Consider the following 13,238-nt stretch of genomic DNA (forward strand, 5'->3'; position numbering starts at 1 on the left):
TCTTCTGTCCCACTTTTTTGAAGATGGTACAGGGTAACGCATTCTGCTTGGCGATCGCCTTTGTTCTGCGTTAACGATTTATATAAATATTCCATTTTTAAGAAACAGCCGTTAATTTTTTTGAGTTTGTATGAACTTTGCGAATTTTCCGTGGTTATCCACGATTATTTTATTTCCCATCATTGCGGCATTATTTTTGCCCATCATCCCCGATAAAGATGGGAAAACAGTGCGCTGGTATGCCTTGACCATTGGCTTAATTGACTTTGTGTTCATCGTGACAGCCTTTTACACGGGCTACGATTTTGGCAGCCCGAACCTGCAACTGGTAGAGAGCTACACCTGGGTCGAAGCAATCGATCTGCGGTGGTCAGTGGGGGCCGATGGCCTCTCCATGCCCTTGATCCTTCTGACGGGGTTTATTACAACTTTGGCGATCTTGGCGGCCTGGCCCGTGAGCTTTAAGCCGAAGCTATTTTATTTCCTGATGCTGCTGATGTATGGCGGTCAAATCGCTGTCTTTGCCGTGCAGGATATGTTGCTATTTTTCTTTACCTGGGAACTGGAACTGGTTCCGGTTTACCTGATTTTGTCCATTTGGGGCGGTAAAAAACGACTCTATGCCGCAACGAAATTTATTCTTTATACCGCTGGCGGCTCGTTATTTATTCTGATCGCTGCCCTGACCATGGCTTTCTATGGAGATACGGTCACCTTTGATATGACGGCGATCGCCCAGAAAGACTTTGGCATTAACCTCCAACTGCTGCTCTATGGCGGCCTCCTGATCGCCTACGGGGTGAAGTTACCGATTTTCCCTCTGCATACCTGGCTCCCCGATGCCCACGGTGAAGCCACGGCCCCAGCCCACATGCTCCTGGCAGGCATCCTCTTAAAAATGGGTGGTTACGCCCTGCTGCGGATGAATGCCGGGATGCTCCCCGATGCCCACGCCCTTTTTGGCCCGGTTCTCGTCATCTTAGGGGTCGTCAATATTGTCTATGCGGCTCTAACTTCCTTTGCCCAACGGAATCTCAAACGAAAAATCGCCTATTCCTCCATTTCCCACATGGGCTTTGTGCTGATTGGGATGGCTTCGTTTACCGATTTGGGCACCAGCGGCGCAATGTTGCAGATGATTTCCCACGGACTCATTGGCGCAAGCCTCTTCTTTATGGTTGGTGCCACCTATGACCGTACCCACACCCTAATGCTCGATGAAATGGGTGGAGTCGGCAAAAAGATGAAGAAAATCTTCGCCATGTGGACGACCTGCTCGATGGCATCTTTGGCGTTGCCGGGGATGAGTGGTTTCGTCGCTGAATTAATGGTGTTTGTTGGTTTTGCCACCAGTGACGCCTATAGCCCCACCTTCCGGGTGATCATCGTTTTCCTCGCGGCAGTGGGTGTTATTTTAACGCCGATTTACCTGCTTTCAATGTTGCGGGAAATTCTCTATGGCCCCGAAAACAAAGAGCTTGTGGAGCATGAAAAACTGATCGACGCCGAACCCCGCGAAGTTTTTGTGATTGCTTGTCTGTTGATTCCGATTATTGGGATTGGTCTGTATCCGAAGGCGGTTACCCAGATCTATGCTTCTACTACAGAAAATCTGACGGCGATTCTACGCCAATCGGTGCCGAGTCTCCAGCAAACAGCAAAAGCACCTAGTTTAGATGTAGCGGTGCTGCATGCTCCAGAGATTCGTCCCTAGGCGTAATAACCTCTAGTGATCTTTAGGCGGTGTGACTGGACACCGTCTTTTTTTGTCCTCAACAAATCTTAAACAAAGGCGATCGCCTACCGATTTTATTTATAGTTATAGTTGATTCGAATAAGTTCTAGAGGATTAAGGGTCATCGCAATAATCTCTAATAAGCTGGTCAAGACTGGTTCCCTCCGGCAAATATTCCCTTCTCTTCTTGAGAGCAGCAATCATGTTCTATTTTGTTGAAATCTGGGGAGTACTTTGGCAGAAACTTGACGATGTGCCCCTTCTGGTCGGCAAGTTCCCTTATCCTGCTTTTGCGGTGAATTGGAGCATTATCCGTGACTAATATTGAGTTCTCCTTCAACTGCGGCATCAACCAATGGGATAACCATGTCTCAAAACAGATGGCATTCACGCTTCCTGTAACCAACATCGGGGCAATCATCATAGCGTCTTGCTGCTTCTGCTTTGCTGCCGCCAGAGCGGACAAAGTTCACCACTCTTGTTCTGAGGTCTAAGCCATACATCTTTTCCCTCCATTCTTTATTCGAATTTACTATAACTACACAAAAAAGTGGGCCAGTCCACAGACTAACCCACATTATCTAACGATTTTTGGTGATCAGATCGCCATTATTGATCCTTCATCCAGTTATCATCAATCATCGCATCATCATCAATTACAGGCGCTTTCCCCTGAACGTCCGACGGAATCGGCGTATCATCAGAAATTAGTTCATCGCCAGAGATAATGTCCTTGCGATTCGATTTTCCTTCCGTAAAGGCTCGCGCTGTTTGATCATCAAGAATTTCGCTGCCATCAAGATCATCGTAGGAGCGGCTCGACAACCCAGCACCATTGTCATTAGTCACAACATTGCTGTAGCCATTGGGAGACCGTGAAGTCCCTTCGTCTACGAAATCATTTTGGCTTGCAAACCCCGTTCCCGCCGGAATCAAGCGACCGATAATCACGTTTTCCTTGAGGCCCCGCAACCAGTCAGATTTCCCTTCAATAGCTGCTTCGGTGAGTACCCGTGTGGTCTCTTGGAAGGAAGCCGCAGAGATAAAGCTGTCGGTGTTCAAGGAAGCTTTAGTAATCCCCAGGAGTACCGGAGTATAACGAGCCGGCGCGCCACCAGTAATCGACATTGCTTCGTTAACCTGTTCTACTTGACGTAGCTCGATTAACTCCCCTGGCAACATTGTGGTGTCGCCACCATCATCGATGCGGACTTTTGCCGTCATCTGGCGCACGATCACTTCGATGTGTTTATCAGAAATGTCAATGCCCTGGGACTGGTAAACCCGCTGTACTTCTTCTACCAAGAACCGTTGGGATTCCCGGAGACCAATCAAAGCCGCGTCGTAGATCCCCTTACTCTCAGCGTAGTAATCGAAGAAAATTTCCAGGATTTCGTGGGGATTATTCAAGCCATCGGTGAGGGCTTCTGCGGGGCCAACCCGTTGACCATCGACCACCATCACACTTTGGTTTAGGCTGACCGGATATTCGCTAATGACACCGTCATCTTCGATGACTTTGACATCCACGGTTTCATCATCAAGGTATTCGACTTGGCAGGTACCAGGACGACGGGCGAGCACTGCTGCTTCCTTGGGTTTCCGGGCTTCGAGCAATTCTTCGATCCGGGGGAGACCCTGGATGATGTCCCCGGTTTTTGCCCGCTCAAAGACGAGTAGAACAAGATTGTCACCCCGTTGGACGAGATCACCTTCGTCGATGTGCAGGACTGCACCACCGGACACACGGTAAGGCCGAGCGTGACGGAGGACAATTTCTTTGTCGCTGACTTTGAGGACTTGGGCGGAATCTTCGATCACAACGCCTTCAGCAATTTCGGTGCCAGCAACCACCAGGGTATTTTCTTTGACCTTGGCTTTGCCGTCGATAGCTAGGGTTTGGCGATCGCTATCGCGCACAATCAATAAACGACGAATCGCTTCTTGACCAGAGCGAATCCCCCGAACTTCACCGGGTTCTTTACATTGGATTTCCGTGCGGGCCACCACTGCACCGGGTAAAATCTCTTGGCCGTCTTCGACCATGAGTCGGGTCTGAACTTGGCCGCCAAAGGGATCACTATCGGAATCACGGCGGAGAATCAAGGATTCAAGAATCACCAACTGCAGACGTTTAACTTCGTCATCGGTGGGATCATCTTGAAGTTCAATGTCCGCATAGAGGTTTGCGAGGACGTCTTCATCTTCCCCTTCAATAGCGCCAATTTCGATAATCAATTGGGTGCTCAGGAGAGAAACGCCATCCACGGATTTAACCCGTTCGCCATCTTTGAAAAATAGGCGCTGGACGGAATGGAGTTCGATATTCCGGCCGGCTCCCTGTTCGTTAATGGAACCTTGGGACGGTTCAACCGGAGTATCCTCGACTTGGAATTCCTCGACGGGACGGACAAGAAGGGCCACCCCTTCGGTGCTGATCACTTTTTCACCGTAGCTTAGTTTGTCGATGGTCACCCCAGGGATAACTTCTTCACCGGGCTGAATCAGTTGTTCGTGATATTTGTCGGCGATCGCCTCTTCGGTGAGGTGCAATTCACCCGGCTTAATAATCACTTCCCGGAGAATGTCATTCTTTTCGATGACCTCTGCCACCCCAGCCGATTGGGAGAAAATGTCCTTAACGACTTCCGTTCCCGCTTCGACATACTGGCCATCTTCGACGATACGGAGCGAGCTATCTTTGTTGACCTCGTGGGTTTCTTCCGGGATCCAGAGGAGTGTGCCCCCTTTCAGGACTTCATAACCCTGTTTTTTCGTGCCTTTGGCCACCTCTACGCCAGCATATTTGATGATCCCCCCGGTGGTCGTCCGGTAGCGATCATCGATGAGTTCGGCGATGTTGGCATTGTTTTGAACCTTCGTGCCAGGGGCTGTTTTCAGGAGGAACTGATCCCCTTTAGAGGTTTCAATGACGTATTGCTCTGAGCCGCCGCCAGTTTCATGGAGCACCTTCGCCTCATCTAGGAGCACCGAAGCCGTGACAATTTCAATCTCTCGGCTATTGGGAATGAGTCGTACAACACCACCGGAGAGGGAAACTAATTTGGTCTCAGCCAGAATATCGCCCACATTGACATGGGTGCCGTTTTCAACGACAGGTTCAGCCCCAGCCGGCAGATTATAGACATCCCCAGCTAGAACCCACATCAAACCACTTCTTTGGGCGGAGCGGGTTGTATTGCCTTGACGGTCAGTTTTTTCTTCTGCGATGAGGTTGTCAAACAGAACTTCCCCAGCTAGATCGGAAGAAACGTCTTTGGTCGCTCTCTCGGTAGATTTTTGGGTTTTCTGACCCGCGCCAACCTCAACCAGCAGATCGCCTTTCTTGACAGAAGCGCCTTCTGCTACCAGGACAAAGGAACCAGGGGAGAGGGCATGGCTCACCATTTTGCCGTTATCACTGGGCTTCAGTACCAGGGTGCCGGCTACTTCTACCTGTTCTACTTCATCCCCGTGGGGCGTCCGCATCCGTCGAGTGCTGAGGCCATCTTTAAACTGAATCGTACCAGCTTTGGAAGCCTTGATCGTCCGGGCTGCTTCCTTGGTAAATACCCCCCCTGTGTGGAAAGTCCGCATGGTTAACTGGGTGCCGGGTTCCCCAATGGATTGGGCCGCAATAATCCCGACGGCTTCTCCCATATCAACCATGTGACCATGGGCGAGACTCCAACCATAGCACTTGCGACAGACGGAACGGGCTGCTTCACAGGTCAAAGGCGATCGCACTTCTACTTCCTTTACCGTTGTTGCAATTTTCTTTGCCAGATCCGCGTCAATATCTTGATTCCGCTGGGCAATGACTTCTCCTGTTTTGGGATCGACCACATCGGCATTGAGCACCCGACCAAAGAGGCGGTCTTCGAGGGAAATCTGTTCGCGTTCACCATCGGTCATGGCGCGGAGTTTGAGGCCCCGGGCGGTGCCGCAGTCTTCTTCGCGAACAATCACATCCTGGGAAACATCCACCAAACGTCGGGTCAAATAACCAGAGTCTGCTGTACGAAGGGCGGTATCTACCAGACCTTTACGGGCACCATAGGAAGAAATAATGTATTCCGTGACTGTGAGACCTTCCCGGAAGTTGGTTTTAATCGGCAAGTCAATGATTTCCCCTTGGGGATCCGCCATCAAACCACGCATCCCAACCAACTGACGCACCTGGGAAAGATTACCCCGGGCACCACTGAATGCCATCATGTAGACGGAGTTGAGGGGGTTGGTTTCCCGGAAGTTTTTGACCACTTCATCTTTGAGGGATTCGGAAGTACTGTTCCAGGTGTCAATTACTTTTTGGAAACGTTCAACCTCAGTGATTTCACCACGGGAATAGCGAGCTTCTGTGGTTTTAATTTCTTGTTCGGCACTGTCTAGCATCTGCCGCTTGATGGGAGGCACCTGGAGGTCATCGACACTAATCGACACACCAGCCTGGGTTGCGTAACGAAAACCAAGGGTCTTCAATTCGTCGGCCATGGTGGCACAGTGGGCAGAACCAAAACTGGTGTAGGCCCAGGACATCAGTTTTTTCAGGCGTCCTTTATCGATGATGCGGTTATAAAAAACGGCGGGTTTTTCCTTTGTCATGGTTTTTTGTGGTCTCTGGTGTTAATAACTTAAGAAGAAAAACTAAAGAAAGAAAAAGGCGATCGCCCTTTTCTTTCCATTTACAGTCGCCTTACACAGGCAGGCCCTCTGGGAGCGTTCGTCCTGTCAAATCAAGGGCATCCTGGATTGTCTTGTTGTAGATAATTCGTCCCGGTGTCGTGCGGATAAACTGACTAATCATTTCACCCTCTGCCGTTTCCCGAACTTTCCGCTCACGGTAAATTTTCAAAATAGAACCGTCCTCTAACGTTTCAGATTCCAACACCCGATCATCTGCCTCATTGGTCTCAACATCACCGAGGTAGCGTAACCATACATAGGCATGTAAATCCACATCTCCTTGCTCATAGGCCCGCAACGCATCATCCATACTGCTAAAGTAGCGTCCCGCACCCCGCTGCGCCCCTGGATTTTCCGCCGTCAAATAATAACAACCTAAAACCATATCCTGGGACGGAGCCACAATGGGCTTACCCGTAGCTGGCGAAAGAATATTATGACAAGCCAACATCAACAGACGCGCTTCCGCCTGGGCCTCCAAAGATAAAGGCACGTGCACTGCCATCTGGTCACCGTCAAAGTCAGCGTTAAACGCAGGACAAACCAGCGGGTGCAATTGAATCGCCCGGCCCTCTACGAGAATGGGTTCAAAGGCCTGAATCCCTAATCGGTGTAGCGTTGGTGCCCGGTTAAGTAGCACAGGGTGACCCGTAATCACTTCGGCGAGCACATCCCAAACACTTTCATCACCCCGTTGAATTAGCTTCTTCGCCGCCTTGATATTGCTGACGATGGTGCTCTTAATCAATCGCTGAATGACAAAAGGCTGGAATAGCTCAATGGCCATTTCACGGGGTAGACCACACTGATAAATTTTTAGCTTTGGCCCAACCACGATGACAGAACGACCGGAATAGTCAACCCGTTTCCCAAGAAGGTTTTGACGGAAACGACCTTGCTTCCCTTCAATAATGTCCGACAAAGACTTAAGGGGACGGTTATTGGCACCGACGACTGTCCGACCACGACGGCCATTATCAATTAACGCATCCACCGCCTCTTGTAACATCCGTTTTTCGTTGCGGACGATAATTTCTGGCGCAAGAATTTCCTGTAATCGAGCCAAACGGTTATTTCGGTTAATAACGCGGCGATAGAGATCATTCAAATCAGAGGTGGCAAAACGTCCCCCATCAAGCTGCACCATGGGACGCAGATCCGGTGGAATGACAGGAATGCTGTTTAAAACCATCCATTCAGGACGTGCCCCAGTCGCAATAAAGTTATCAATAACGCGTAAACGTTTAATTAACTTCGCCCGTTTTTGCCCCTTAGAATTGGCAATCCCTTCCCGTAGTTCCTCGGCGATCGCCTCTAACTCGAGCTCTTGTAACAAACGTTCAATGGCCTCGGCTCCAATGCCAACTTCCACATCCTCTAACTGAGAATCTTCACTGTAGAGTTGCTCTTCAATTTCTAACCACTGATCTTCCGTCAACAGTTGCTTGTAGCTGAGGTTAGTCGCATTACCCGGATCAAGGACGACATAGGCGTTGAAATAAACAATTTGTTCCACATCCCGTAGTGCCATGTCCAGCAAAATGCTGAGGTAGCTGGGAATTCCCTTGAGATACCAAACGTGGGTAACTGCCGCCGCGAGTTTAATGTACCCCATGCGATGACGACGTACCCGGGATTCAGTCACCTCTACGCCACAACGTTCACAGACAATACCCCGGTGTCTGACCCGCTTGTATTTACCACAGTGACATTCCCAGTCCTTAGCTGGGCCAAAAATTCGCTCACAAAATAAACCATCCATTTCCGGCTTTAATGTCCGGTAGTTAATGGTTTCTGGTTTCGTGACTTCACCGACGGTTTGACCATTTGGTAAAGTCCGCTCTCCCCACTGGCGGACCCGTTCAGGGGAGGCAATACCAATTTTGACGTAATCGAAATGTTGCTCTTGTTGACTTTTCATGCCCGTAACTGCTCTTTAAAAACGACTCGACGAATACAATTTGGCCTGTGCAAGCTTGAAAACGCGTGGGGCACATTTTGAAAATTCTGGCCCCACTACACTTTTAAGCATGCTTACTCTGCTGCCTCTTCTACTAAATCCTCTTGGTCTTCATTGTTAACTGACTCATAGGTCGGCCGGTTAGGAGCACGACGTTGGTTATCCATCATCAAATCTACTTCCACATCACGACTGGTACCGTCATCGGCTGCTTCCACTTTATGAACAGCAATATCTAGACCCAAGGACTGTAGTTCCCGCATTAGAACTTTGAATGATTCGGGAGTGCCTGGACGAGGAATTGGCTTCCCTTTGACGATTGCATTTAACGCTTCGTTACGTCCTTGCATATCGTCGGATTTCACCGTGAGCAACTCTTGGAGAGTATAGGCGGCTCCGTAGGCTTCGAGCGCCCAAACCTCCATTTCTCCGAATCGTTGACCACCCTGCTGGGCTTTACCACCAAGGGGCTGCTGGGTAACCAGAGAGTACGGCCCCGTAGAACGGGCGTGGATTTTATCGTCAACCAGGTGAACGAGCTTAAGCATGTACGCTTTACCGACGGTCACGGCGCGATCAAAGGATTCTCCAGTCCGGCCATCGTAAACTTGGATTTTACCGGGTTCATCTTCATTGAAAACCCAGTCTTTGTTTGGTTTTTTTGCCGCTTCGCGAATTTTGCCATGTACCGTTTCCCGCGACGCTTCAGCCCCATGCATTTCGTCGAAAGGCATCATCTTAAAGCGGGCATTGAGATGTTCACCGGCCCAGCCTAGAAGACATTCAAAAACTTGACCCACGTTCATCCGGGACGGTACCCCAAGAGGATTGAGCACAATATCGACAGGGGAACCGTCGGGTAAATAGGGCATATCTTCAATCGGGAGAATGCGAGAAATAATCCCCTTATTCCCGTGGCGGCCTGCCATTTTGTCCCCGACCTGGATTTTTCGTTTTTGAGCTACATAGACTCGAACCACCATATTGGCGCCAGGGGGCAATTCATCGCCCTGCTCACGGGTAAAGACGCGGACATCAACAACACGCCCCTTTTCACCGTTGGGAACCCGGAGAGAGTTATCCCGTACATCCCGGGCTTTTTCTCCGAAGATTGCCCGTAGGAGTTTTTCTTCCGGTGGCTGATCAGATTCCCCTTTAGGAGTCACTTTACCCACCAAAATATCACCCGATTCTACCCAAGCACCAATGCGGATAATCCCTTGTTCATCGAGGTGGCGTAGTGCCTCTTCCCCGACGTTGGGAATTTCCCGGGTGATTTCTTCAGGCCCTAGTTTTGTTTGACGGGCTTCAATTTCGAATTTTTCGATGTGAATACTGGTGTACACATCGTCATACACAAGACGCTCACTGATTAAGATTGCGTCCTCATAGTTGTAGCCTTCCCAGGGCATATAGGCGATCGTCACGTTTTGGCCGAGGGCGATTTCCCCCCCTTCGGTGGCAGAACCATCTGCGAGGACTTGGCCAGCGACGACATCTTCGCCAATGTCCACGAGGGGACGTTGATTAAGGCAAGTGTCTTGGTTAGAACGCTGGTATTTTTGCAGGGGATAAACAATTTCGGCTGCATCTTCCGTGCCTTCACCCGTCGGCTGCACGCGGATTACAGTGGCGTCAACAAAGGTGACAACACCGTCGCACCGGGACACAATTACCATCCCGGAGTCGCGGGCTGCTTGGGCTTCCAAGCCAGTACCGACAAGGGGACGCTCAGGGCGTAATAGGGGAACTGCCTGTCGTTGCATGTTAGAGCCCATCAGAGCACGGTTTGCATCATCATGCTCAAGGAAGGGAATCAGTGAGGTTGCAACAGAGACAATCTGTAGGGGGGAAACTGCCACGTAGTCCACCTGTTCGGGGGTTGTGGTCGAGAATTCCCGACGATAGCGGACAGGAACCGTTTCACCGAGAATGTTACCGTCTTCATCCCGCGGTACATCCCCGGGGGCAACCCGTAGATCGTCTTCTTCGCCTGCAGTGAGGTAAACAGAGCCTTGGTCAAAAAGGATTTTACCGTTCTCGACTTTGTAATAGGGCGTTTCAATAAAGCCATATTCGTTGACGCGGGCATAGGTTGCGAGGGAACCAATGAGACCTGCGTTGGGACCTTCTGGAGTTTCGACGGGGCAGATACGACCGTACTGGGTGGGGTGGATATCTCGGACGGCAAAGCCGGCTCGTTCACGGGTTAGACCACCAGGGCCGAGGGCAGATAGACGCCGCTTGTGGGTCAATTCTGCCAGTGGATTGGTTTGATCCATAAACTGAGAAAGCTGGGAGGAACCGAAGAATTCCTTAATTGCAGCGACCAAGGGCTTCGGGTTAACCAAGGAGGCTGGTGTTAAGGTGTCGGCTTCGCTGACGGTCATACGTTCACGAATGATGCGCTCTAGACGGTTTAGACCAACACGCACTTGGTTTTGCAATAGTTCACCGACGGAGCGCACACGACGGTTGCCCAGGTGATCGATGTCGTCAATATTTCCGGTATCGAACTCTAGGTTAATGAGGTAGTCGATCGCCGAGAGAATGTCGGTGGGGGTGAGTACCCGTACGGTGTCGGGGATATTGAGCCGCAACTTTTTATTAATTTTGTACCGACCCACTTTACCTAAGTCATAGCGCTTGTTATCAAAGAAGCGGGATTCTAAGAGCTGCTGACCACCGCTAACCGTGGGGGGTTCACCGGGGCGGAGCTTGCGATAGAGTTCGAGGAGCGCTTCTTCTTCGCTGGGATTGCCTTCTTTTTCAAGGGTTTTTTGGTAGAAGTCGGCATGGCGGAGGGCATCAAGGATTTCGCTGTCGGACAGCCCCATGGCCTTGAGGAGTACCTGGGCCGAAAGCTTACGGGTTTTGTCGATCCGTACCCAGACAATGTTATTTTTGTCGGTTTCAAATTTCAGCCATGCGCCTCGGTTCGGAATAAGGGACGCGGAGTAGGTGCGACGGCCATGTTTGTCGACTTCGGATTTGTAATAAACCCCAGGCGATCGCACAATTTGGTTGACGATGACTCGCTCTGCACCATTGATAATGAAGGTGCCACGGTCTGTCATCAGCGGCAGGTCTCCAATGAAGACTTCCTGTTCTTTGATTTCGCCGGTTTCTTTGTTAATAAGCCGGGTGGGCACATACATCTGGACACCATAGGTGCTATCCCGACTCTTTGCCTCACTCATGCTGTACTTGGGTTCTTTGAGACGATATTTTTCCCCAATGAAGTGCAGCTCTAATTTGCCGGTATAGTCGGTGATGGGCGAGAAACTGTTGAGCTCCTCAATTAACCCTTTTTCAAGGAACCAACGAAAGCTTGACCGTTGAATATCAATTAGATCAGGAAGCAGGCTTTGGGTGATATGAGTCATAGGTATTATCTTGGGTCGGGATAACTGGGAGGCAATGTGGCGCAGCAGATGGCAGGCGATCGCCTTGGGTTAGGTAGAGAGTTGGCGTAGAAGTCAAAGGCCCTTCAATGGTAGTCCGGGACAAAAGCTCCTACAGCAGAATGCGACCTTCTCTGAGCCCTAGGTTTAACCCTGAGGTAACGAGAATGCCGACAAAATAAAAAAGATATTTAGAAGTGCAGTCGAAACAGCTGACGGGCATTAGCTGTCGTTTGTTGGGCAAGGGTTTCCAAAGAAGTTTCCCGTAATTGGGCAAGGTATTCTGCCACATGGCGGACAAAGGCTGGTTCATTTCGCTTTCCCCGTTTGGGTACAGGGGCGAGAAAAGGACAATCTGTTTCGATCAAAAGACGATCATCAGGCACTAGACGAGCGGAATCCCTGACCTGTTCAGCATTTTTGAAGGTCACCACACCACTAAAGCTCACGAAAAAACCGAGGTCAAGAAACCATTGAGTTTCTTCGGGAGTGCCACTCCAGCAATGCATTACACCACGCACGGGCCGGTTGCCAGCTTGAAACTCCTTAAAGATTGCCAACAACTCCGCTGCCGCATCACGACAGTGGATGATCACGGGCAAATCGAGTTCTGTTGCCAGCTCAAGTTGCGCCCTAAGCACCTTTTTTTGGTGGTGATGGTTATCCGCCTTAAAAAAGTCTAGGCCCATTTCCCCAAGGGCAACGATTCGCGGATCACTCTGGGCCAGGGTCTTGATTTCTGAGGCCATGGTCTCTGTCCATTTATCTGCATCGAGGGGATGCAGGCCAACAGAGAACTTTAGCTCCGGAAACCGATCAACTAAGGCTTGGATTTCAGTGAACTCTCGCGGTTCGACGCAGGAATGGACCAAATGGGCAACACCAGCGGCACGCCAACGGCTGGCGATCGCCTCGATATCCTCTTGGAAAACATCGAAGTTGATGTGCACATGGGTGTCAACAAGTTGCATGGTAAAAGTGACAGCGGCTCCTTTAAATAGTTAGCAAACAGGGAAAACCCTAGAGAACACGACCGCTCCCTAGTCCTAGGCTGCCACTTGTCCAGTCGCCTGCTTAAATTCCTTCGCGAGTTGTGCCTTTTTCCGGGCAGCCGTATTGTGATGGTAAACTCCCCGTTTCACAGCTTTGTCAATTTTGCTGTAGGTTGCAGAGAGATATTTTTGTGCTTCTGCCTGGGCATCTGCAGAGGGAGCCGCTGCATATTGTTCAATCGCTTGGAGGCATTTTTTGGTGAGGGTCTTGACCGCAGACTTATAGGATTTGTTGCGGAGACGATTACGTTCAGCAATTTGGATACGCTTAATCGCAGATTTAATATTAGCCACAGTGGTCTAGGTTAATTTAGGTGGACAGATAAATATAGATGATCAAAAATCTCATTGTAGCAAAAGTTGCCCCACTGAGATCAATCACCGCAGAATTTAGGTTAGGA

6 protein-coding genes and 1 pseudogene are annotated in these 13,238 nt (G+C 50.1%); 1 reads left to right on the plus strand and 6 read right to left on the minus strand.

Features of this window, described 5'->3' with window-relative positions:
- Positions 1–130: 130 nt before the first annotated feature.
- Positions 131–1,714 carry an NAD(P)H-quinone oxidoreductase subunit 4 gene (locus AWQ21_RS09965; RefSeq protein ID WP_065714413.1) on the plus strand — a complete coding sequence of 528 codons (1,584 nt, stop codon included), beginning with the start codon at positions 131–133 and terminating at the stop codon, positions 1,712–1,714.
- 135 nt (positions 1,715–1,849) lie between these two features.
- Here the strand turns inward: AWQ21_RS09965 and AWQ21_RS09970 are convergent.
- The 6 genes and pseudogenes from AWQ21_RS09970 to rpsT all read right to left on the minus strand — a co-directional run.
- A pseudogene (locus AWQ21_RS09970) lies at positions 1,850–2,156 on the minus strand (transposase); the annotation flags it as partial.
- A 188-nt stretch (positions 2,157–2,344) separates the two neighbouring features.
- Entirely contained in the window at positions 2,345–6,340 is a 3,996-nt protein-coding gene (locus AWQ21_RS09975; protein WP_065714415.1) for a DNA-directed RNA polymerase subunit beta', read from the minus strand.
- A 91-nt stretch (positions 6,341–6,431) separates the two neighbouring features.
- Positions 6,432–8,342, minus strand: a complete 1,911-nt coding sequence (locus tag AWQ21_RS09980) for a DNA-directed RNA polymerase subunit gamma (RefSeq protein ID WP_065714416.1) — start codon at positions 8,340–8,342, stop codon at positions 6,432–6,434.
- A 113-nt stretch (positions 8,343–8,455) separates the two neighbouring features.
- Positions 8,456–11,767, minus strand: a complete 3,312-nt coding sequence (gene rpoB / locus AWQ21_RS09985) for a DNA-directed RNA polymerase subunit beta (protein ID WP_065714417.1) — start codon at positions 11,765–11,767, stop codon at positions 8,456–8,458.
- A gap of 209 nt (positions 11,768–11,976) precedes the next feature.
- Positions 11,977–12,756 carry a TatD family hydrolase gene (locus AWQ21_RS09990; RefSeq protein ID WP_065714418.1) on the minus strand — a complete coding sequence of 260 codons (780 nt, stop codon included), beginning with the start codon at positions 12,754–12,756 and terminating at the stop codon, positions 11,977–11,979.
- Between the two features lie 75 nt (positions 12,757–12,831).
- Entirely contained in the window at positions 12,832–13,131 is a 300-nt protein-coding gene (rpsT, locus tag AWQ21_RS09995; protein WP_065714419.1) for a 30S ribosomal protein S20, read from the minus strand.
- Positions 13,132–13,238: the final 107 nt, after the last annotated feature.

The sequence above is a fragment of the Picosynechococcus sp. PCC 7003 genome, from assembly GCF_001693255.1.
Classification (GTDB): domain Bacteria; phylum Cyanobacteriota; class Cyanobacteriia; order Cyanobacteriales; family MRBY01; genus MRBY01.